General features: G+C 64.5%; 17 protein-coding genes. 5 read left to right on the top strand and 12 right to left on the bottom strand.

What is annotated here, in order from left to right; translation table 11 throughout:
* Nucleotides 1–28 precede the first annotated feature (28 nt).
* Nucleotides 29–2,125 carry a TonB-dependent receptor gene (locus SMD10_RS13605; RefSeq protein WP_331686250.1) on the top strand — a complete coding sequence of 699 codons (2,097 nt, stop codon included), beginning with the start codon at nt 29–31 and terminating at the stop codon, nt 2,123–2,125.
* A 155-nt stretch (nt 2,126–2,280) separates the two neighbouring features.
* Here SMD10_RS13605 and SMD10_RS13600 read toward each other — a convergent pair whose 3' ends face one another.
* From SMD10_RS13600 to SMD10_RS13585, 4 genes are read right to left on the bottom strand one after another with little or no spacing between them, the layout of a single operon-like run.
* On the bottom strand, nt 2,281–3,246 hold the full coding sequence (locus SMD10_RS13600; protein ID WP_331686249.1) for an ABC transporter substrate-binding protein: 966 nt from the start codon (nt 3,244–3,246) through the stop codon (nt 2,281–2,283).
* Nucleotides 3,247–3,274: 28 nt separating this feature from the next.
* The gene (locus SMD10_RS13595; protein ID WP_331686248.1) at nt 3,275–4,339 is read right to left on the bottom strand and encodes a FecCD family ABC transporter permease; all 1,065 of its coding nucleotides are present in this window, start codon (nt 4,337–4,339) and stop codon (nt 3,275–3,277) included.
* A complete protein-coding gene (locus SMD10_RS13590) occupies nt 4,336–5,349 on the bottom strand; it encodes a FecCD family ABC transporter permease (RefSeq protein ID WP_331686247.1) in 1,014 nt (337 codons plus the stop codon). The genes SMD10_RS13595 and SMD10_RS13590 overlap by 4 nt, the downstream gene beginning before the upstream one ends.
* On the bottom strand, nt 5,346–6,134 hold the full coding sequence (locus SMD10_RS13585; protein ID WP_331686246.1) for an ABC transporter ATP-binding protein: 789 nt from the start codon (nt 6,132–6,134) through the stop codon (nt 5,346–5,348). Before SMD10_RS13585 ends, SMD10_RS13590 begins: the two co-directional genes overlap by 4 nt.
* Nucleotides 6,135–6,275: 141 nt before the next feature.
* Between SMD10_RS13585 and SMD10_RS13580 the strand changes: the two genes are divergently transcribed.
* Entirely contained in the window at nt 6,276–7,574 is a 1,299-nt protein-coding gene (locus SMD10_RS13580; protein WP_331686245.1) for an NtaA/DmoA family FMN-dependent monooxygenase, read from the top strand.
* 337 nt (nt 7,575–7,911) lie between these two features.
* Here the strand turns inward: SMD10_RS13580 and SMD10_RS13575 are convergent, their stop codons facing one another.
* From SMD10_RS13575 to SMD10_RS13565, 3 genes are read right to left on the bottom strand one after another with little or no spacing between them, the layout of a single operon-like run.
* Nucleotides 7,912–9,582 carry a GMC family oxidoreductase gene (locus SMD10_RS13575; RefSeq protein ID WP_331686244.1) on the bottom strand — a complete coding sequence of 557 codons (1,671 nt, stop codon included), beginning with the start codon at nt 9,580–9,582 and terminating at the stop codon, nt 7,912–7,914.
* Complete coding sequence (locus SMD10_RS13570; protein WP_331686243.1) at nt 9,579–10,238, bottom strand: gluconate 2-dehydrogenase subunit 3 family protein; 660 nt, start codon at nt 10,236–10,238, stop codon at nt 9,579–9,581. The genes SMD10_RS13575 and SMD10_RS13570 overlap by 4 nt, the downstream gene beginning before the upstream one ends.
* Nucleotides 10,231–11,166, bottom strand: coding sequence for a hypothetical protein (locus SMD10_RS13565; RefSeq protein ID WP_331686242.1), 936 nt, complete (start codon nt 11,164–11,166; stop codon nt 10,231–10,233). Before SMD10_RS13565 ends, SMD10_RS13570 begins: the two co-directional genes overlap by 8 nt.
* Before the next feature lie 393 nt (nt 11,167–11,559).
* Between SMD10_RS13565 and SMD10_RS13560 the strand changes: the two genes are divergently transcribed.
* A complete protein-coding gene (locus tag SMD10_RS13560) occupies nt 11,560–13,335 on the top strand; it encodes a thiamine pyrophosphate-requiring protein (RefSeq protein ID WP_331686241.1) in 1,776 nt (591 codons plus the stop codon).
* A gap of 10 nt (nt 13,336–13,345) precedes the next feature.
* The gene (locus tag SMD10_RS13555; protein ID WP_331686240.1) at nt 13,346–14,446 is read left to right on the top strand and encodes an enolase C-terminal domain-like protein; all 1,101 of its coding nucleotides are present in this window, start codon (nt 13,346–13,348) and stop codon (nt 14,444–14,446) included.
* Nucleotides 14,447–14,541: 95 nt separating this feature from the next.
* On the opposite strand, the gene SMD10_RS13550 is transcribed toward SMD10_RS13555, so the two are convergent.
* Genes SMD10_RS13550 through SMD10_RS13535 form a run of 4 tightly spaced genes read right to left on the bottom strand, consistent with a single transcriptional unit; the run spans nt 14,542 to nt 19,190 of the window.
* Entirely contained in the window at nt 14,542–16,047 is a 1,506-nt protein-coding gene (locus tag SMD10_RS13550) for a sulfatase (protein WP_331686239.1), read from the bottom strand.
* A 42-nt stretch (nt 16,048–16,089) separates the two neighbouring features.
* A complete protein-coding gene (locus SMD10_RS13545; RefSeq protein WP_331686238.1) occupies nt 16,090–16,944 on the bottom strand; it encodes a carbohydrate ABC transporter permease in 855 nt (284 codons plus the stop codon).
* 12 nt (nt 16,945–16,956) lie between these two features.
* Complete coding sequence (locus tag SMD10_RS13540) at nt 16,957–17,901, bottom strand: carbohydrate ABC transporter permease (RefSeq protein ID WP_331686237.1); 945 nt, start codon at nt 17,899–17,901, stop codon at nt 16,957–16,959.
* Nucleotides 17,902–17,906: 5 nt separating this feature from the next.
* Nucleotides 17,907–19,190 carry an ABC transporter substrate-binding protein gene (locus SMD10_RS13535; RefSeq protein WP_331686236.1) on the bottom strand — a complete coding sequence of 428 codons (1,284 nt, stop codon included), beginning with the start codon at nt 19,188–19,190 and terminating at the stop codon, nt 17,907–17,909.
* 266 nt (nt 19,191–19,456) lie between these two features.
* Between SMD10_RS13535 and SMD10_RS13530 the strand changes: the two genes are divergently transcribed.
* On the top strand, nt 19,457–20,389 hold the full coding sequence (locus SMD10_RS13530) for a LysR family transcriptional regulator (protein ID WP_331686235.1): 933 nt from the start codon (nt 19,457–19,459) through the stop codon (nt 20,387–20,389).
* Nucleotides 20,390–20,631: 242 nt separating this feature from the next.
* Here the strand turns inward: SMD10_RS13530 and SMD10_RS13525 are convergent, their stop codons facing one another.
* Entirely contained in the window at nt 20,632–21,276 is a 645-nt protein-coding gene (locus SMD10_RS13525) for a ThuA domain-containing protein (protein WP_331686234.1), read from the bottom strand.
* Nucleotides 21,277–21,286: the final 10 nt, after the last annotated feature.

The following is a 21,286-nucleotide window of genomic DNA, read 5'->3' as shown; positions in this document are numbered from 1 at the left end:
TTAAAGATATCATGTTTAGGGGGCGTTGATGAGTTCGCGGTCGCTGGCCAAGCTGCTGGGAAGTGCGAGTGTGTTGTCGGTTGCGACCATGACGTCGGGTCTGGCTCAGGAGGCCACGGCGGCGGCCGGCGAGACGATCGAATTGCAGACCGTCGTCATCAGCGGCGAAAAGGTGGAACGCAGCCTCGACGATACAGCGAGTTCGGTCGCCGTTCTGAGCGCGGAAGAGATCGACAAGAAGGTGGGGAACGCCTCCGTCGCCGACGCGATCGAGGACATTCCCAACGTGGTCTACGGCACGACGGTTGGTCAGGCGCCGGTGATCCGCGGCCAGGATACGCAAGGTCCGAACACCGGAACGTTCGCATTTCTCGGTGGTACGGTGCCGCGCGCCACGATCAACGTCGATGGGCATTATCTGGGCTACGACGCCTTCGTCTTCGGCTCCTCGTCCTTGTGGGACGTCGAAAGCATCGAGGTGTTTCGCGGGCCGCAGACCACCTCGCAGGGCGCCAACGCCATCGCCGGCGCCATCATCGTCAAGACCAAGGATCCGACCTTCATCCCCGAAGCGACGTTGCAGGTCCAATATGGCAGCGATGCCCGCCTGCGCACGTCGCTCGCCGCTTCCGGACCGCTCACCGACCAGTTGGCGGCTCGTATCGCCTTGGACTACCACCGGCGCGATACCTACGTCGATTACACCAATCCCGCCTTCACGGTCGGCGATACCGAACAGGACCTCGAAGATATCAACGGCCGGGTGAAGCTGCTTTGGCAGCCGGATGCGCTCCCGGGCTTCGAAGCCAAGCTCACTTATTCCAACACTCAGAACAAGAGCCCGACCTACGAAGCGGTCTTCGAGCCCTATGACGATCTCGAAAGCCCGGTGACGGCTTGGCCGAGTTGGAAGGTGCACAGCCAGACGGGCATCCTCGATCTCAGCTACGACCTTGCGAACGGCATCAAGATCTACGACCAGGCTCAGTATTCCTATGTGGAGAGCCGGCGCACGACCGAGCCGTCCTACGAGGCGAGCGCGGCCTCCGACGTTCACAATGTGTCCAACGAAACGCGAGTCACGTTCGGCGACGCCGAAGACACGCTGAGTGGTGTCGCCGGTGCCTACTATGCGCATACGACGTCCGACGAGACGCTCGATCAGTATGCCTACCTCTACGGAATGACCGCGTTCGACGACACCAAGGACAATCTTGGGCTCTTCTCGGAGCTGAGCTACCGGTTGACCGACCGGTGGACCCTGACGGGCGGGCTGCGTTATCAGCACGACCGGATCCGGCGCGAGGGGACCTATGCGATCTATTCGGCCGACATCGACTACGACGAAACTTTCGATGCGGTGCTGCCGAAGGTATCTCTGTCCTATGACCTGACGCCGGATGTCACCGTCGGCGGCATGGTCAGCCGTGGCTACAATCCAGGCGGCGTCTCGCTCGACCTCTACGGTCGCGAATGGGTGCCCTTCGACGAAGAAACGCTGTGGGACTATGAATTGTTCGCACGCGCCCATCTCCTGGACGACAAGCTCTATCTCACAGGCAACCTGTTCTACATGGACATGGAGAACACCCAGTTGCTGGTGCAGCAGACCGTGGACGGCTACTCCCAGTACCGAACGATCAACGCCGACGAAGCCTATTCCTACGGCCTGGAGATGTCGGCGAATTATCGGCTGTTCGAGAATTTCGGTCTCACTGGCGGCCTCGGCCTGCTGAAGACCAAGATTACGGACTTCGCCGCTGCGGCCGAGAGCTACGAAGGCAACGAATTGGCCCGTTCTCCCGGTTTTATGTTCAGTCTCGGCTTCGATTGGGACATCGTACCCGACCTCAACCTGTCGGCCGAAGTCCGTTACACTGACGACTACTATTCCGACAGCGCCAACACCAAGGCCTACCTCGTCGGTTCCTATGCGGTTGCCAATGCGCGGATGAGCTATCAGGTCAACGACAACGCGCAGATCTTCGGCTACGTCAACAACATCTTCGACGATCACTCGCCGACCTATCTGCAGGCGAGCCGGACGAGAGCGACGTCCGGCATGACCGAGGCCGCGGTGCTGTCGCCACGCGAATTCGGTGCCGGCATCAAGCTGACCTTCTGAGCCGGATCGAGGGGTCTTGCCGGCGCTGCTCGCTGCCAATCATCATCCCGAACGGTCGCAGGCCGTTCGGGATGATGCGTCGAAGAGGGAGCGCCACCCAATCACGTTCCGCTCTTGCGATGCTCAAGGCCAGGACGCTCGACGGGCCACAATCTCTATGGCTGCCTTGCTCCGGCCCATTCCTCGAAGGCTTCCAACGTGTTCAGCGCGCTGGCAATCGACGGCGTGGTCACCTCGGCCGAATCCAGAAACACGATGCGACCCTCGCGGGCGGGCTTCAGAAACCGATCCCAGCCGGGCACGATCCGGTCCAGTCGAGCCCGGATGGCCGCCTCGTCGCGATCGCTGCCGGTGTAACTGTTCATCACGATCAGAAGATCCGGATCGAGCCGCCCGAAGACTTCGGCGCTGAGGGGCACGAGCAGGGTGGAGCCGAAGGCCGATGGCGCACCGGGCTCGCCGAGGTCGGCGCGTCGAAAGCCCAGATCCTCGATGGCCTGGATCGCACCGGACATCTCGCCCACCGCGTTGATCTGGTCCGTCAGGAAGATCGCCAGATAGGTCTGGCAGTTGGGATCGACCGGCAAGGACGCCCGGACCGCGTCGACGCGATGATGATAGGTCTCCTGGCGCGCCGTGAATTCCTCTTGCCGACCGACGAGGTCGGCGAGCATGCCCTCCGCAGCGAAGCCGCTTACCAGACCCGTGCTGCTCGGCTGCAGATAGACGGGCGCCACCGTCGACAGCCTTTCGGCCTTGTCGAGATCATGCTCGGTGCCGACGATCAGATCCGGATCGAGCGCCCGTACCTTTTCCAGGTCCAGATTGCCGAGCGCGCCGATCCCTTTCGGCAACGGGGAAGGCGCCCGCGAGCCGAGGACCGCCTCGTAGAAACCGACCGACATCAAGGTTTTCCCTGCATCGTCGCGGCCGTAGCTGCCGATCGGCGCCAGGCCCAGATCGGCCAGCGGTACGCCGATCAGTGGCTCGTGCAGCACGACGACCCGTTCGGGGTGCTCGGGCACCGAAACCGAACGGCCGGCAGCGTCGGTGGCGGTCTTGTCGGCCGCAAGGGCGGTCTGGGTAACCAACAGGGCGGCAAAAAAGATGCTCGCGCGCATTCCGACTCTTTCCTTCATGGATTCGGTTTCACTGGGCTTGGAGCCTGCGGAGTGCCCTGAGCCGCAGCGAGATGACGAACAGGGGAACGCCGATCACGGTCACGCTGGTGCCGACCGGCAACGCGATGTCGCTGGCCAAGGCTCGTGTCAAAGCGTCGGCGGCGACCACCAGAAGTCCGCCCATCAACCCCGACAGGATGAGACGCGCCCGTCCAAACGCCCGGCTGATGCCTTCGGCCAGATGCGGGGCCATCACACCGAGAAAGACCAGCGGCCCGACCGCCGTCACCGCTGTCGACGTCAACAGGACCGCAACGAGCAGGATCACGGGTTTTGACCAGCGGACCGGTTCGCCGATCGCCATCGCCATCTCGTCTCCAAGATCATAAGCCGGCGTAGTTCTGCCGATCAGCAGGATCGCCGGCAGGCTGAGCGCGAACCAGGGCGCCAGCGCGGCGATCGCCGCCCAACTCGCCTGAAACAGCGAGCCCGCCATCCAGTCCGACACCGCGTAGGACGTTTCCGGCGGGGTATAGAGGATCAGGATCGACGTCACCGACGACAGGGCCGACTCGAGCGCGATACCCATGAGCAGGATCGCCAGCCCGTCGCCGCGGCCGCCGCTAGTCAGTCCGATCAACAGCCCTGCCACGGCTACGCCTCCGACGATCGCGGCCAAGGGAACCAGTCCAAGCGGGGCGCTCGGCACGGCGAGGAGGAGCACGAGGATGGTTACCATCGAACCCTGGCTGAGCCCGAGCAAGCCAGGATCGGCCAGCGGATTGCGCGCCAGCGATTGGAGCATGGCGCCCGAGAGCGCCACCGACCAGCCTGCCATGAAGCCGATCAGGATATGCGGCAGCCGCACGGTCCATAACGCGAAGGCTTGATCCTGGCCGATCGCACTTCCGGTCAAAGCTTCGAGGAGCGTGGTGGGGCCTATGCTCGTGACACCGATGCCGATCGACAGGCCGCCGAGAGCGGCGGCCGCGGCAACCAGGCCGAGAGCGGCGGCCAGATTGCCGAGCCGGAGCTGCAAGCCGCTCTTCAGCCGCAGCAGCGCCGTGCCGTCGAGGGCGCGATCCGGCCTCATGGCGCGGACCTCGCGCCCGGCTGCAGATAGAAGCGCCGGACGATCAGCACGAAGATCAGCCCGCCCAGCAGATCCATGATCAGCCCGGTGTGCAGCACGTAGGGTGCGAGGGCCTGGCGCGCGATGAGATCGGCGACGAGGCAGACCGCGGCTCCTGTCACGGCGCAGGTGGGCAGCGCGAGCACCAGCGAAGAGCCGACGAAGGGGCGCACCATATGCGGAACGATCAGGCCGATGAAGCCGACCGGCCCGCAGATGGCGACGGCCGACGCCGATCCCAGGGTCACCGCGGCCAGCGCCAGCCACGTTACGCGAGCCACGGCCACTCCGGCAGAGGCGGCCTTGTCGACACCCAGCGTGATCAGGGTGAGAGGACGCGCCAATAGCATCAGCACCGAGAGCGCCGAAAGCCCGATCGGCCAGACCAGGGCGAGGCGGTCGGCGTAGACGTGATTGATGTTGCCGGTGACCCAGCCGAGGAAATCGGTGCGGCGCGCCGGGTCGGCCAGCAGGAAGGCGTTGGCCAATCCGATGAAGAGCATGGAAACCAGGGCGCCCGACAGGATCAACGCCAAGCCGCGGGGATCGCGGGACGGGTCGGCCAGCCGCGCTACGGCCAGACAGCACAGGAAGCCTGTGACGCCGCCGAGGAGGGCTGCCACTCCGAGTGCCGCCGCGCCGAGACCGAGCGCGTAGGCAGCGGCCACGACGAAGAGGGTCGCGCCGGCATTGATCCCAAGCGTCGCGGGCGCCGCCAGGGGATTGCGCGTCAGCCCCTGCAGCACCAAGCCTCCCGTCGCCATCGTAGCGCCCACATAAACGGCGATCAGCGCGCGGGGGAAACGTTGATAGAGTACGACGAAATGGTCGTAGTTGTCGGCGTCGAACCGAACGAACGCGCCAATCACGGTGCGCCAGGATATGCCGATGGCGCCGATCGACAGATCCGCCATCAGGCAAATCAGCAGCGCGATCACCGCGCTGAAGATGAAAATGACCCGGCGGTTCATGCGCACAGCGCGGGGCGGCCGGTCTGGAACGGGAGACAGACCAGCCGTCCATCGCGTGCGAAAATATCCGCCTTCAAGTCGAAGACCGCCTCGACCGTCGCCGGGTTGACCGTAGCGGCTACCGGGCCGGCTGCCATGACCCGCCCGTCGCGCAGCATCACGACGTCATCGGCGAAGGCGGCCGTGAGATTGAGGTCGTGCAGCACCGCGATCACCGTCTTGCCGTGGCGCAGCGTCAGATCGCGCACCAGATCGAGGACCGCATACTGATATTTGAGGTCGAGGTGGTTCACCGGTTCGTCCATCAGGACGATGTCGGCGTCCTGGGCCAGCACCATGGCGATGAAGGCTCGCTGGCGCTGGCCGCCGGACAAGGCGTTGACCGGCCGATGCGCCAGATCGGCCAGTCCGACGATGTCGAGCGCCTCGCGAAACAGGAGCCGATCCTGCGCCGAGGGGCCGCCGATCCACGAATAGCGCGCATAGCCGGCGAGTTCGACCAGCTCGCCGAGCGTCATGTAATCCGGGCAGTGGCTTTCCTGCGGCAGATAGGCAATGCGCCGGGCGAGCGCGCGACGCCCGAAGTCGCGGATCGGGCGATCTCCCAGCACGACCTCGCCGCGCGACACCGAAACGAAGCCCATGATCGCCTTGAGCAGGGTGGATTTCCCGCAGCCGTTCGGCCCGACCAGGGCGGTCAGCCGACCCGCTGCAAACTCGACGGAGACGTCCTGCAAAACCGGAGCCTCGCCATAGGAGGCCGTCACGTTCTTCGTTTCGAGCACGGCTGCTCCATTCCCTTCACGCGCTTGCGCGGACCCTAAACAAGAGTATTACATTCAGCAATGCGGAATCCCTTCCGCGATCGCGAACGTCTGCGTGCCGCGACGATAATCCACACGCATGATCAACGGAGCGCAACGCGGATGGCCAAGAGGCTTCATATCGGCATGTCCCTGGCCCCCACCTGGTTGAGCGGCGATGCGTGGCGCAGGACGGACAGCGCGATCGAAGACCTCTACGGCAGCGCCTTCGCGATCGATGTGGCGCGGCGTGCGGAGGCCGCCAAGCTCGACTTCGTCTTCCGCCCCGACACGCTCTATCTGAACGAGGCCATGTTGGAGAACGGTCCGGGTTTCGGCAGTCTCGACCCGACCGTGCTGCTTGCCTCCATCGCTCACGCGACCTCGCATATCGGCCTTTTGTCCACCGTCTCCACGACGTTTTATCCGCCCTATGTGGTGGCGCGGCAGATCCAGTCTCTCAACTGGATCAGCCGGGGCCGCGCTGGCTGGAACATCGTTACTGCTCTGGACGGCAACGAGAATTTCGGCCTTGAGGCGATGCCTTCTGCGGACGATCGCTATGCGCGGGCGGCCGAGTTCACCGAGGTGGTGCGGCGTCTGTGGGCGAGCTATCCGGCCGAAGCCTTGAAGCTCGATCGGGCCACCGGACGTTATGCCGACCCGGCGCAGGTCCGTGCCATCGACCATCGCGGCCAGCACTTTCAGGTCAGGGGGCCGTTGAACCTGCCGGCCTTCGGCGAGACCTCGATCCCGCTGATTCAGGCTGGAGCATCACCTCAGGGCCGCCATTTCGCGTCCGCGATCGCCGATGCAATCTTCGCCTCGACCCCCGACAAGGAGGCGGCGATGGAGTTGCGTCAGGACCTTCGGGAGCGAGCTGCAAACCACGGCCGGTCGCCCGACGACATCCGCCTGCTGCCCGGCCTCAGCCTCTATCTCGCGCCGAGCCGCGCGGAGGCTCGCGCGTTGTTCAATGAGACGCATGCGCGGCTGGCGCCGGCTCGAAAACTGGCCTCGATCCGGCAGATGGTCGGGCTCGACCTCGCCGGCTGGCCGGTCGACAGGCGGATCACTGCCGACGATCTTCCAGAGCTCCCGGCAAACGTCCGCAGCCGGACCCATTCGGACCTGCTGCGCCGGCTGATCCTGCGCGAGCAGCCGACGGTCGCCGACCTTCTGGATCGACCCGAAGTGATCGGCTCGGCCCACTGGCAGGTGATCGGCACGGTCGACGATGCCGTCGAAGCGATCCGCGATTGGACCGACGCCGGTGCGATCGACGGCTTCGTCGCCCTGCCTGGAGGCTCTGTCGGCTCGATGCGGCTCGCGCTGGACGAGATGATTCCACGCCTCGCCGAAGCCGGACTTTTCCGGTCGGATTACGCAGGGGCCACCTTTGCCGACCATCTGCGCGAATAGCGATCGGCTTGTCCCGCAGACCGATAGCCATGGGAAAGGTTTGCGCATCATCGTCTGGCTGGTGGAATTGGACGGGCGACCGGCGCACGCGTCTTTTTCTCAAAACCCCTTACCCTGAAGATCACCGCCATCGCGAGATCCATCTATGGTTCGATCCCTCCGACCGGTATGTCTTCGGGGAGGTCCTGCAGTTCTGACCGGAATTTACGGGCCAGGGCAATCATGCCGACATCTGAAGCCGTGGGGGCTCGGTCGACGGCAGGTGTGGGCTTCGATCGCAAAAGGCGTTCCTGACGGCAGCGACTGGCGCGGCAGGCCCATCGGTGTCGCTTGGCACTTAGAGATGGTGACCCCGCTGAAGCTCGCCGTTGAGGCAGAGATCGATGATCCGGTCGGCGATCCGCAGCGCATTGGCGACAATGGTGAGCGATGGATTGACCCCACCGGCTGTCGGGAACAGCGAGCCGTCGCAGACGAAGAGGTTGGGGATATCCCAGGTTCGTCCGTCGGAGCGCACCACGCTCGTCTTCGGATCGTCGCCCATGCGGCAGCCGCCCATCAGGTGGGCGGTGCCGCCCGTGGCGAAGAGGTGCCGGCCGCCGGCCGCCTCCATCATGCGGGTCATGAAATCGCGCGAATGGGCGACGAGGCGCTTGTCGTTGTCGGAGTAGGAAAAGGTGACCTTGGGAATCGGCAGGCCGAGCTCGTCCTTCTCGTCCGACAGTTCGACGCGGTTCTCGTCCTGGGGCATGGTCTCGCCGACGATCTTAAGGCCCGCCATGTGATTGTAGAGGCCCATCCACTTGCGCAGCTCGGGACCGAAAACGCCTTTGCTGGTGGCGAGCGTGGTCGCGAAGTCGGTGGGTAGCGGCCCCTGGCTCATGAACGAATAGCCGCCGAAAAAATCCTTGCCTTCGTCCTGATAGTTCCAGTGCTCGCAGACGGCGAGCGACGGCGGGCCTTTGTACCAGCGGATCTCCTCGTCCATCACGCCCCAGACGGCGTCGTTGGAATGGGCCATCAGGCCCTTGCCGACGAGGCCGGAGGAGTTGGCGAGGCCGTCGGGATGCTGCGGCGAAGTTGAGTTGAGGAGAAGGCGCGGCGTCTCGATCGAATAGCCGGCGACGATCACGGCCTTCGCCCGCTGATAGCGCCATTGGCCGCCGCGATGATAGTGAACGCCCTTGACGCGGCCGTCGAGCCCGCTGTCGATCCGGCCGACCATGGCAAGGTCGCGGATTTCCGCCCCGGCCTTCAAGGCTCGGGGAACGAAAGTGACGAGCATCGACTGCTTGGCGTTGGTCGAACAGCCGATCTTGCAGAAGCCGCGATAGACGCAGGGGTGCGCCTCGCCGCGCGGCGCCGAGATCGAGGCCGTCGGCGTGGGCGCCCAGTCGACGCCGAGCGCCTCCGCGCCCTTGGCGAGCACCAGCGCGGAGGCGGACAGCTCGTGCTCGCGGTAGGGGTACCGCCCGCGATGCGGCCCCCAGGGATAGGCGAGGGGACCGGCGATCTTCATCGCGTTCTCGGCCTCGGCGTAGTACTGCCACATCTCGCGCCAATCGACCGGCCAGTCATGGCCGTAGCCGAGGAGCGAGCGCGACTTGAACCATTCCGGGCGAAAGCGCAGCGTCACCATCTGGAAATGGACCGTGGAGCCGCCCACGGCCTTGCCGGAATTGTTGGAGCCGAACTCCAACGGATTGTCGCCGCCGGAAATGCGTTCGTCCCGCCAGTAGAGCTTTTCCTGTTCTTTTTCGTCCGAGGCGAAATCCTGGAGCGGCCGGTAGAAGGCTCCCGCGTCGAAGGCGACGACCGAATGGCCGGCCTCGGCAAGCCGCGCCGCGAGAACGCTGCCGCCGCAGCCTGTCCCGACGATGGCGAAATCGACCGCCTCGGTGTCGGAGAATTCGGCCATTGGCACCCATTCGTCGGGCCGAAAGACGTTGGGCGCCTGTCCGCCCGTGGCGCGCGGCCGCGTCTCTGCATCGGAGACGATGCCGCTCATGAGAACGTCTCCACGGTTTGCGGAGTGCGGGCTTCCTCCGCCTCCCAGGGATCGCGCATATCGGGGCCAAGGCGCAGATAGCCGCGCGGCGAGGCCGGGCCGCCGAAGCCGATCTCGTTCCAGGCCGTGGGGTGGGCGTAGTAGAGCTTGACCGATTCCTTGAGCAGGATGTCGCGGAAGAAGCGCCGAGGCTTCAGCCCGTTCCAGGCCTGCGGATTGACCTTGCCCTCGTCGATCATGGCCAGAAGCGCGCGCTTGTCGTCCTCGGGAAGGGCTTCGAAGGTAGCTCCGTGACGGGCGCGCGCCTCATGCTCGATCGCGGCGAGACCCTTGACCCAGGCCTCGCGCATGGGCGGAACGTCGGCATAGCGGGTGCCCGAGCCCTGGTTGTCGTAAAGCATTTCGTCGATGAAGGCCTCGACGGGAATCCGGTGCCGTTCACTTCGCTCGGGCTGCGGCAGGATCACATCCATCAGCGCCCGCACGAGCTTGTACTGCTCGGGGCTCAGGAAACGTCGGCGCGGAACGTTCGCCAGGCGATGGGCGACCACCTTGCGGGTCTGGTCGTTGAACGACGGCGAATCCCATTTGTCGAGCACGTCATAGTTCGGATAGGGCGTCTCGAACGGCGCCTTTGGCGTTTCCTGGTCAGTCATGGCCGATCCCTCGTGACGATGATCGCATCAGGTCGAGCGCGGCAAAGCCGGTCAGCGCCATGCCGGCAAGGCTCGGCGGCGCGGCGATGGGCGGGCCCTGGAAGGCGCTTTGCGTCCAGGCCTTGAAGCCGCCCATGTTGCGCGAGACGCCATAGGCGTGAAACGCCGAACCGACGAGCCCAAGAGCAGTGGTGAGCTTGAGGAGTTGGCGCGCCGCCTCGTGGCGCCTGACGCCGGAGCCGAGGCTGGCAATGCCGATGGCGGCACCGGTCAACGGCACGGCGGTCACCGGGGCGTACATCACCGGGTTCTGGAACGCGCCGCGAAAGTGGAGGAGGCCGACTTCGGCGGTCAGGCCGAACAGGCCGCCCGCCGTCACCAGCCCTAAGGCCCGGCCCGTCTCCCAGCGGGGCGGCGCCATTCCGGGCCCGGCGGCTGCCCGTTCGGCCGCGACCGCGCAAAGGCCCGAGGCCCCCGCGAGCACGAGGGCGCCCGGCGCACCGAACGGCGGGCGATAGAAGAGGTTGTTGAAGGAGAGCCCGCCGGGCCGCTCCAGGATGTTCTTCAGATGAAAGCCCAGGCCGAAAAGGCCGGTCGTAACGCTCGCCCCGAAGATGGCGCTCTTGATCGTCAGGGCGCGCCTGGAAAAGGCCGTGGCGACGGCCGCGGCCAATGTCGCTGCGGCGGCCAGCGGCGCGACACCCATCATTGGCTTCCTGTAGTTGGCCCGGTAATGCTCCATGGCGCTATCGGCAAGCACACTACCGGCGAGGAGGGCCGCGCCGAGCGCGGCGTAGCGAGCAGGCCTGGACGGTCGGTCGAACAGGCCTTCGCGGCGTGCGACGAGAGCGCCGATCACTCCTGCCGCGACAAGACCGCCGCCGGCGAGCTTGACGAGCGTCGAGGCCGGCATGGGCGGCTGGTTCATGAGCGGCGCCGGCCTTGCTTCTAGAGCCCGTGTCCGAGGTCTGCGGGGGAGTCGAGAAACGCGGTGGACGAGCGACATGAGAAAGCAGCACTCCTCTTGGCCTGTCTTAAGGGGCTGGTGCTTGGGTGTAATGATGCGGCCGCGTTCCGAGTTCGCGGGACCGCGCCTTAAATCTTGGAAAGGCGGGCCTCGTCGCCAGGCGCCGGCGTCGAGCCATTCGCATCCGGCCAAGGTTAAATCTCTGAAAGGAAAGGAACGGCCGGCCCGATTGATCGATTCCCTTACCAAGCGGCAGGCCGCCGACTGCGCGAGACGCGCACCGGCGATGACGTCTGCCCTTGTGCACGACCGGTGCGGAGCGTCCGCTCCCCGGTCAAGAAGGGATTTAGCATCATGGCCCAGACAGTCGGTGATTTCGTCTTACAACGCATGAAGAGCTGGGGCGTGAAGCGCGTGTTCGGCTATCCGGGCGACGGCATCTCCGGCCTTGTGGCAGCGATCGGACGCGACGACGGCGAGACGGCCCTCGACTTCATTCAGGTCCGTCACGAGGAAAGCGCGGCCTTCATGGCCTGCGCCCACGCCAAGTTCACCGGCGAGCCGGGTGTGTGCATGGCGACCTCCGGTCCCGGCGCGATCCATCTTCTCAACGGCCTCTACGACGCCAAGCTCGACCATCAGCCGGTGGTGGCCATCGTCGGCCAACAGTCGCGCGCGGCGCTCGGCGGAAACTATCAGCAGGAGGTCGATCTCCAGACGCTCTTCAAGGATGTGGCCAGCGACTATGTCGAGACCTGCATGTCGCCCACCCAGGCCAAGCATCTGATCGACCGCGCCTTCCGCATCGCCAAGTCGCGAAAGACCGTGACCTGCGTCATCTTCCCGAACGACGTCCAGGAGGCCAAGGCGGTCGAGGAGCCGCCTCAGGCACACGGTACCGTGCACACCAGTGAAGCCTATACGCCGGCGCAGGTCGCGCCGGCGCCCGCCGACCTGCAGCGAGCCGCCGAGATTCTCAACGACGGCGAGAAGGTCGGCATCCTGGTCGGGGCAGGCGCGCTGGGCGCTGCTGCCGAGGTGACGCAGGTCGCCAACATCCTCGGCGCAGGCGTTGCCAAGGCACTGCTCGGCAAGGCCGCGCTGCCGGACGATCTGCCATTCGTGACGGGCTCCATCGGCCTGCTCGGCACCGAGCCGTCCGACTGGATGATGCAGCACTGCGACACACTCCTGATGATCGGCTCGCGCTTTCCCTATTCGGAATTCCTGCCGAAGATCGGCAAGGCGCGAGGGGTTCAGATCGACATCGACCCAACCATGCTGTCGATCCGCTATCCGATGGAGGTGGCGCTCACCGGCGATTCCGCAGAGACGCTGAAAGGCCTGATCCCGCTTCTGAAGAAGAAGGAGGACCGGGGCTGGCGCGAGGAGATCGAAAAGCGCGTCGCCAAATGGTGGAGCGAGGAAGAAGAGCGGGCGATGAAGGAGGCCGATCCGGTCAATCCGGAGCGGGTGTTCTGGGAGCTGTCGTCGCGCTTGCCCGCTACCGCGATCATCTCGGCCGATTCCGGATCGTCGGCGAACTGGTATGCGCGGGCGCTGAAGTTCAAGCCCGGCATGATGGGCTCGCTCTCCGGCACGCTCGCCACCATGTGTCCCGGCGTTCCCTATGCGGTGGCCGCCAAGTTCGCCTATCCCGACCGCGTGCCGATCGCCTTTGCCGGCGACGGCGCGATGCAGATGCTCGGCATCACCGATCTCATCACGGTTTCCAAGTACTGGCGGGAATGGGCGGATCCGCGTTTCATCGTGTGCGTCCTGTCGAACGGCGACCTCAACCAGGTCACCTGGGAGCTGCGCGCCATGGCCGATTCGCCGAAGGTGCCGGAGACCCAGGACCTGCCTGCCTTCTCCTTCTCCGGCTATGCCGAGATGCTCGGCCTCAAGGGGATCAAGGTCGACAAGCCCGAGCAGGTCGGCCCGGCCTGGGATGCGGCGCTCGCTGCCGACCGACCCTGCGTCATCGACGCGTATGTCGATCCGGACGTCGCCAGTCTGCCGCCGCATATCACCCTGTCACAGGCGAAGTCCTTCACCGAGGCGATCGTCAAGGGCGACCCCGACGATGCCGGGATCATCAAGCAGACCATCAAGCGCGTCTTCTCATAAGGCGTCGGCAATGGCTCTCACCGACAGCCGCGTGCCGATCGAAAAGCTCGGCGCGCGGGCCTTTACGATCCCGACCGACAAGCCGGAATCCGACGGCACCCTCGAGTGGAACTCGACGACCCTCGTCCTCGCCAGCGTTTCGGCCGGCGGCAAGACCGGGATCGGCTATAGCTACAGCGACGCCTCGATCGTTCGGCTGATCGAGACCAAACTCGCATCGGTCGTCGAGGGCAACGATGCGCTCGGCATCGAGGCACTTTGGCATGCGATGCAGGTTAAGCTGCGCAATCTCGGCCATGAAGGCCTGGCGGCGATGGCAATCGCGGCGGTCGACACTGCGCTTTGGGATCTCAAGGGCAAGCTTCTCGGGCTTCCCGTCGCCGATCTGCTCGGCAAGGCGCGGACGTCGATCCCCACCTATGGGTCCGGCGGCTTTACATCCTACAACGACGAACAATTACGGGAGCAGCTCGCAGGCTGGGCCGCGGACGGCCATTTCGCCGTCAAGATGAAGGTCGGCCGTGACCCCGCCGCCGACCCGCGCCGCATGACCGTCGCGCGGGAGGCGATCGGCTCCGGAACTCAGCTCTTCATCGATGCCAATGGCGCGCTCTCGCGAAAACAGGCGCTGGCCTTTGCCGAAGAGGCCAAATCCTTCGACGTGCGCTGGTTCGAAGAGCCGGTGTCCTCCAACGATATCGAGGGGTTACGCTTGATGCGCGACCGCGGTCCGACCGGCATGGCGATCACCACCGGCGAATACGGATTTGGGCTCTGGACGTTTCGCGATCTGCTCAAGGCCAGCGCCGTCGACATTCTTCAGGCGGACGCGACGCGCTGCGCCGGGATCACCGGATTCATGAAGGTTGCGGCGCTGGCAGAGGCGCATGAAGTGCCGCTTTCTTCGCACTGCGCGCCGGCGCTTCATCTTCACCCGTGTCTGGCCGCCGGGCCGGCCGTGCACATGGAGTGGTTCCACGACCATGTGCGGATCGAACCGATGCTGTTCGATGGCGCGCCTGTCCCTCGACAGGGAGAAGTTTCCACCAATGGCGAGCCGGGGCTCGGCCTCGTCCTGAAAGAGGCCGACGCCGCCGAATTCGCCGATTGATGCGGGTCGACATCGGATGTTGCGGAACGCCGGAATCGGTGCAGGCGGTCCGAGGATGGTGCGAGTAGCGAAGCGAACCCTCCCGCGCCAAGCCGTCACTCGGAGGGACGACGCAGGTGCAGCCTGTCGTAAAGTTCGTCCGGGGCACCGCTTTCCGATACGAGGTTCGCCATCAACGAAAGCATGCGCTCGCGCTGGTCGGGCCGCTCGTCCCACAGATCTTTTTCCTGGCCGGGATCGGCAGCGCGATGAAACAACATCGGCTTGTCGTCGCCGGGCCGTCTGGCCGTCGCTCCGTCCATCGGCATCGGGATCTGCCATTGCGGCATCGGGACGTCCGGGATGAAGCGGCCATGGTTGACGGCATATCCGGCTGGGGACTGCATATGCGGGATCATGGTCGAGTAGGCATAAAGCGGCTGCGAGCGATCGGGCGGCTGCATGATGGTCCATTCGCCGTCGGTACAACAGAGCCCCTGTCCGAAGGTCCCATAGATCACGGCGTCGCGGCCCTGGCTTGAATCGCCGGCGACGAGCGGAACGATGCTGCGTGAATGACTGTTCTCCGGCGCCGTGCCGCCGGCCATTTCCAAAAGGGTGGCGAAGAGGTCGATCGTGGCGGTAAGGCCCGTTGCCGCGCGTCCGCCGCCGGGATGACGCGGATCCCAGACCAGCAGCGGAATGTTCGCGTGGCTGTCGAAATGGGGATACTGCTTGCCGAAATTGCCCCGCTCGCCGAGATCGTGGCCGTGATCGGTGGTGACGATGACCGCGGTGTCGTCCCAGAGGTTCTCTCGATCGAGGGTCTTCATGAGCTCGCCCAGCCAATGGTCGACCATCGTGAGCTTGGCGCCGTATTGCGAGCGGATGAAGGCCAGTTCTTCATCGCTGGTCGCCGCCATGAACTCCGCCTGTCGAGCCGCGTCCTGATAGGGTGGCCACAGGTCGAAGCGATCGCGGTCATCGCCGTTTCCATACATCGAGGCATAAGGTTCGGGCGCATCGAAAGGCTCGTGCACATCGAAGGATTCGACCTGCAGGAAGAACGGGCGTCCATCGCGATTCTCGCCGAGCCATTCGCAGGCCGCCGACATCACCTTGGCGGGGAAGAAGTCGCGCTCGTCGTCGAAATCGGCGACGTTGCTGTAATAGCGTCGACCCAGGCCGGGCCGGTAGCGCTCGATCAGCTGCACCCATTGGGGCAGGTCGGCGTCGGGCAGTTGCGGCTTCCAGAAGTCCAGCTCATGGCCACGGATGAGCTCCGAACTTTCGAAGGACTGGATGTAGCCATTCGCCGCCTCCTCCCAGTAATGGTAGTGATCGGTGACGATGGCGGTGCCGTAACCGAGTTCGCGCAGCATCTTCGGCAGGCGGTGGTCGAACGGTTCGAGCGGCCCCCAAGGGCGCCAGAGTACCTCGCGGAAGCCTGAAAAGATCTCGCGGCGCGCCGGCATGCAGGGCAGGCTGCCGACGAAATGGTTGTCGAAGCGCAAGGCCCGTTCGGCAAAGGCGGCCAGGTTCGGTGTCTTGAAGGCGGTGCCGCCATAGGGTTCGAGGTCGTTGCGGTTCACGCTGTCGATCAGCACGAGGATGATGTTCATTCTATTCGGTCCGCTCCAAAGAGACGGCCAGGACGGTCCTGGCTAGGCCTTGATTGCGACCGCCGCGATATCGGACACGAGCCGGCGCTGCATGATCATGAACAGGACGAGCGTAGGCACGGTGGAGATGACCGAGGCGGTCATCACCAGGTTCCACTGGGTGGTGTATTCGCCGAAGAAACTCGCCAGGCCGACGGGGACGGTCTTGTTTTCTTCCGACGTCATCAGGGTGAGCGCGAACAGGAACTCGTCCCACGCCGCCACGAAGGCGTAGATCGCCACGACCACCACGCCCGGCCAGGCCACCGGCAAGATCACGCGAAAAATCGTATTGAACGTCGAGGCGCCGTCGATCTTGGCGGCCTCGTCGAGCTCGCGCGGAATGGTGTCGAAATAGCCCAGCAGCAGGTAGATCGAAAACGGCAGGGTGATCGCGGTGTAGGAGATGATCAGCGAGGCGAAATTGTTGATCAGCCCCAGGCGGAAGAACAGCGTGTAGATCGGCGTGATCAGGATGACGAAGGGGAAGAGCTGGGTCGTGACCACGAGAACCAGCAGAACCCGCCGCCCGCGGAAATCGCGATGGCGCGAAAAGCCGTAGGCGGCGAGTACGGCGATGACGACCGAAATGATCGTCGCCGTGATGCAGACCATCAGGCTGTTGCGGACGTAGATCGGGAAATTCGAATCGACGAGCAACGCCCGATAGTTCTCGAGCGTCACGTCGGTGATCAACTGAAACGTCCGGGTAAAGACCTCCGAATTCGGCCTCAGCGAGATCAGCACGACCCAGATGAAGGGGAATGCCATAAGGAGCAGCACGATCAGCCCCGCCGCTGCCGTGACGGCGTCGCGGACGAAGAAGAGGGCGGATCGCTTGGGGGAACGCGAGCTCATCCGATCGGCATCCTATCGCTCGCGGAACACGAAGAGGAAATAGAAGAGCGCGAAGACGAACATGATCAGGCTCATCACAACGCCGATGGCCGCGCCGGCGCCGATGCGATAGTCGACGAAGGACGTCGAATACATCTGGGTCGCCAGAACCTGTGTGTAGTTGCCCGGACCGCCTCCCGTAGCGAGCCAGACATAGACGAAGTTGTTGAAGGTCCAGATGGTGGTGAGCATCGCGACCACTGCGATCACCGGCCGCATCAGCGGCAGGACGATGGACAGAGTGATGCGCCATTCCGAGGCGCCGTCGACGCGGGCAGCTTCCTTGAGTTCGCTGGGAATGGCTTGCAGGGCCGCGAGAAAGGCGACGATCATGAAGGGCAGTTCACGCCAGACGATCATCGTTTCGACCGCGCCCCACACCGTGGAGGTGCGCGCGAGAAAGGGGATGCCGTTGTCGATCCAGCCGAACTGCACCATCAACTGATTGACGACGCCGTAGCGCGGATCGAGCAGCCATTTCCAGGCGGCCACGGCCACCACCGGAGGGGTGACCCACGGAATGAGGATCAAAGAGCGGGTCAGCCAGACGATCCCCCAGCGCTTGAACACCGAGGTGTTGAGCAGCATGGCGATGGCGAGCCCCAGCAAAAGGCGCACCAGGACGGTGACGAAGGTCTGCCAGAACGCCGTATTGACGAAGGCGCGGTAGGTCGCCGGTTCCCCCGCCAGTTCGACGAAGTTCTGCAGACCGACCCATTCGCCGCCTTTTCCGAGCTCGAACAGGCTGATCCGCTGAAAGCTGAGGGCGATGTTGTAGACGGCCGGCCCGGCGAAGAACAAGGCCAGGACCGCGATGGCCGGCAGAACGAGCAGATAGGGCTCGGTCCGGCTCGAAGGGCCGCGCCGCCTCGCAGGGCGCCGGACGACGCCGGCGCTCTTGATCGTCTGGCTCGACATCACGGTCAGTTCGATCCGCGTTCCAGCAGGCTTTCCAGATCGCTCACGAGGGCCGCCGCGGCCTCCTCAGGCGAACTCTGGCCGGAAAAGACCGCGCCGAACCGGGCGTTGACGACCTTTTGCAGGCTGGTGACCCGGATCGGCGAGGAAATGTACCGCTCGAACGTGATCGCCTGCGGCAACATTTTCACGAACCCGTCCTCGGAAGCCGGAAAGTCGATCGCGTCGAGGATCGACTTCTGGGCCGGATACTGCTTGTAGCTCTCGAAGGTTTCCGGGCTCAGCAGATACTTGATGAATTCCCAGCTCTCCTTGGGGTGCTCCGAGTTGGGATTTATGCCCAGGGCCCGGCCGCCGAGATGCGAGATCCGCTTTTTTGAGCCGGCGGGAATTTCCGCCGTCATCAACGGCTCCTGCGACTGTTCCTCGGTGACCCGGAACGTCTGCGGCGGGAAGAAGGTAATGGCGCAATCGCCGCGCGCCAGGCCTCCGACGATCACCGGATCGGTCCAGCTGTTGATCGTGATCATGTCTTCGGAGGTCGATCCGTCCTCGAAGAAGCCGTTGAAGTAGGCCATGTCCTTGGCGAGGTCGTCAGCGGTGGCCACGATCTGCCACGCACCGGACGAATCCTGGTCGACGAGCGTCGAACCGTTGCTCCACAGATAGTAGTTGGCCAGGAACCAGAAGGCGCTGTCGGGCGAGCTGCCTGCGGGAAAGCAGAAGCCGTATTGATCGCCCTTGGTCAATGTCTTCGCGGCGGCCGTCAGATCGTCCCAAGTGGACGGAAAGCTGTCGATGCCGGCCGCTTCCAGCAGATCGGGCCGATAGGCCATGGAAAAGGTGTCGGCCGTCCACGGCACGCCGTAGATCTTGTCGCCCTCCCGGGCGAGATCCAGGGCGAGGAAATCGTCGATACCGACATTCGGAGGATCCTGCGCGATCAGGTCGTCGAGGGGGAGGAGCAGGCCCGACTTGGCCAGATCACGCGTCCATATGAACGCCAGATGCTGGACGTCGGGTCCGCCGCCGGCGGGTATCTCGCGGGCGAGCTGGGCCAGCGTGTCGCTGCCACCCATCGTCTCCATCTTGACCTGGATGTCGGGATGGCTCTCGTTCCAGGCGTCGACCGCCTTGACCAACCCTTGCGTATCGCTGGGCGGATCGAATTGGCGGAAGGTCAACTGCACCGGCTCTTGCGCAAGAGCTCCGCCTGCGCACATCAGCGCCGTCGTCGAAACGAGCGTCAAGATCAAGGCGACACGGCGCCGGCTTTGATGTCCAGTCATCGAAATCCTCCCTTTGTCGCCACGCCCCTTGAGGTGGCGCGGCCTGCCGGACACGATTCTTTTTATGACGGATGTCGGTTGTCCGCCGGGCGGCTGGTATGCGCCTTCGTGATACGAGGCGAGCAACCCTTAGCAATTTCGCAGTCGTGTTCTTGATATCCAGCGCGGATCTTCGCCTCCCGCGAGCCCGCTCCGACGGCTAAATGAAGTGCATGGGAGCCATTGGCAGTCAACTGCAATTTCGCTATGCGGTATGCAGGATTTGCATGGGGCTGGTCATGCGAGAATTGCGCCAATTCGTCGAAGTCGCCAATCGGCGTTCCATCTCGCGGGCGGCGGAACGGCTGAACATCTCCCAGCCGGCGTTGTCGCGAGCCATCCGCCAACTCGAGCACAGCTACGGCGTGCCTCTCTTCGTGCGAACCGGGGCGGGCGTGGTTCTCAGTCCGTATGGAACGGCGCTTTACGGCCGGGCCGTGCGCGCTCTGCGGGCTCTGGAGGAGGCGCGCGAGGAAATCAGCCTTCTCCAGGGAAGCGCCAAGGTGACCTTGAACATCGCGGCCGGCGATCTTTGGGGATTGGTGATCCTGCCGAACGTGATCAACCGCTTCGCCGAAACCCATGCCGACGTGCTGGTCCGCCTCGACGTCATCGAGGACCGAACACGTTACGAGGGCTTGCGCAACGGCATTTACGACATTGTGTTTGGGACGCCGCTGCCCAACTATGAGGCGATGGCTCCGATGCAGTTCGAGCCGCTGGTCCGGCAGGGCACCTATGTCTACTGCGACGCCACCCATCCGCTCGCCTCGCAGCCCGATCCGGGACCGAACGACTACGCCCGGTTTTCATGGGTCAGCCACGGCTTCGTCGAGGAGACCCGGGCATCGCACGGCGATACGCAGCGCGATTATGCCGTCCGCGCGGATACGATGATGCATGCTCTGGTGCTGATGCGTGGCTCGCGCCTGCTGACGTCGGCTTCGAGCGGGTTCGCCCCACTGTTCCGTCAATTCGGCGTCGTCAGCATCGGGGTCGACGAAGCCGCAGGCGTGGTCCTGTCCGGGCCGGCTTACCCGGACAATCAGATCGAGCGCACGGCGATGCGGGATTTTCTGTCGCTGACCCGGCAGCAGGTCGAGCAATTGGCCCTGCCGGACTGGCCGGCAGGCCGAACGCCGTCAGAGCATCGTTCGTAAGTCTTCGTCGAGGCGCAACTTCAGGACCCCGGCAGGATGCGCCCCACCTCTGCAACAGCCGTAGGCTCTCGGGATCGAGCAAGGCGGATGCAAAGCCCCGGATCCCAGACGCTACTCGGCTCGACGGCGCAAAACGGTCTGATGCGGCCTCGGTCGAGGCCGTCGGCATACCGCTCGGCTCGACGGTCGCCATCGAGCGCTGAGACCTGCCAGCGATCCAGTGCCCGAATGAGGGCCGCCGCCTACTCGCGGGCCGCCCAGTTGAGGCCGCGCCGCAGGATGGTGCGCATCTCCGGCACCTCGAACTCGCTCGCCACATGGCCGAGCGAGGAGTAGAAGACGCGGCCCTTGCCGTGACGGCGCTTCCAGACGACCGGCATCACCACGCCCTCGATCCAGTCGTCGTGATCGCCGCTGAAGGTGGTCGTGGCCAGCACCTCGATCGAGGGATCGACGTGCATGTAGTACTGCTCGGAGTGATAGGGAAAGCTGGAAATGCCTTCCATGATTGGATCCTCCGGCCGCGCCACGTCGACCCGATAGTCGATGATCTGGCCCGGATGGGCGACCCATTGGCCGCCGACCATGTACTGATATTCGACGGCCTCGCGGAAGGCGTCGCCCATCCCGCCATGGTAGCCGCCCAGGCCGACGCCGCCGCGCACGGCGCTCGTCAGCATGGCCAGTTCCTCCTTCTCGATCTTCGACATGGTGAAGATCGGAACGATCAGGTTCAGGTCCTTGATCGAGGGGTCGGCAAAGGCCTCGGTGGTGTTTTCCAGATAGACCTTGAACCCGTCTTCCTCCAGCATGCCGGCGATGATAGCGGCGCATCGCTCGGGCTCGTGCCCGCTCCATCCTCCCCAGACGATGAGCGCTTCGCGCATTGGACAATCC

Source organism: Consotaella aegiceratis, from assembly GCF_036541425.1.
GTDB lineage: Bacteria > Pseudomonadota > Alphaproteobacteria > Rhizobiales > Rhizobiaceae > Consotaella > Consotaella aegiceratis.
This window is presented reverse-complemented; position numbering and strand designations above follow the sequence as displayed.

What these genes read in the sequence shown, in the direction of transcription:
- SMD10_RS13605 (WP_331686250.1), top strand. Translation starts at nt 29, where the DNA reads ATGAGTTCGCGGTCGCTGGCCAAGCTGCTGGGAAGTGCGAGTGTGTTG.
- SMD10_RS13600 (WP_331686249.1), bottom strand. Translation starts at nt 3,246, where the DNA reads ATGCGCGCGAGCATCTTTTTTGCCGCCCTGTTGGTTACCCAGACCGCC.
- SMD10_RS13595 (WP_331686248.1), bottom strand. Translation starts at nt 4,339, where the DNA reads ATGAGGCCGGATCGCGCCCTCGACGGCACGGCGCTGCTGCGGCTGAAG.
- SMD10_RS13590 (WP_331686247.1), bottom strand. Translation starts at nt 5,349, where the DNA reads ATGAACCGCCGGGTCATTTTCATCTTCAGCGCGGTGATCGCGCTGCTG.
- SMD10_RS13580 (WP_331686245.1), top strand. Translation starts at nt 6,276, where the DNA reads ATGGCCAAGAGGCTTCATATCGGCATGTCCCTGGCCCCCACCTGGTTG.
- SMD10_RS13575 (WP_331686244.1), bottom strand. Translation starts at nt 9,582, where the DNA reads ATGAGCGGCATCGTCTCCGATGCAGAGACGCGGCCGCGCGCCACGGGC.
- SMD10_RS13570 (WP_331686243.1), bottom strand. Translation starts at nt 10,238, where the DNA reads ATGACTGACCAGGAAACGCCAAAGGCGCCGTTCGAGACGCCCTATCCG.
- SMD10_RS13565 (WP_331686242.1), bottom strand. Translation starts at nt 11,166, where the DNA reads ATGAACCAGCCGCCCATGCCGGCCTCGACGCTCGTCAAGCTCGCCGGC.
- SMD10_RS13560 (WP_331686241.1), top strand. Translation starts at nt 11,560, where the DNA reads ATGGCCCAGACAGTCGGTGATTTCGTCTTACAACGCATGAAGAGCTGG.
- SMD10_RS13555 (WP_331686240.1), top strand. Translation starts at nt 13,346, where the DNA reads ATGGCTCTCACCGACAGCCGCGTGCCGATCGAAAAGCTCGGCGCGCGG.
- SMD10_RS13550 (WP_331686239.1), bottom strand. Translation starts at nt 16,047, where the DNA reads ATGAACATCATCCTCGTGCTGATCGACAGCGTGAACCGCAACGACCTC.
- SMD10_RS13545 (WP_331686238.1), bottom strand. Translation starts at nt 16,944, where the DNA reads ATGAGCTCGCGTTCCCCCAAGCGATCCGCCCTCTTCTTCGTCCGCGAC.
- SMD10_RS13540 (WP_331686237.1), bottom strand. Translation starts at nt 17,901, where the DNA reads ATGTCGAGCCAGACGATCAAGAGCGCCGGCGTCGTCCGGCGCCCTGCG.
- SMD10_RS13535 (WP_331686236.1), bottom strand. Translation starts at nt 19,190, where the DNA reads ATGACTGGACATCAAAGCCGGCGCCGTGTCGCCTTGATCTTGACGCTC.
- SMD10_RS13530 (WP_331686235.1), top strand. Translation starts at nt 19,457, where the DNA reads ATGGGGCTGGTCATGCGAGAATTGCGCCAATTCGTCGAAGTCGCCAAT.
- SMD10_RS13525 (WP_331686234.1), bottom strand. Translation starts at nt 21,276, where the DNA reads ATGCGCGAAGCGCTCATCGTCTGGGGAGGATGGAGCGGGCACGAGCCC.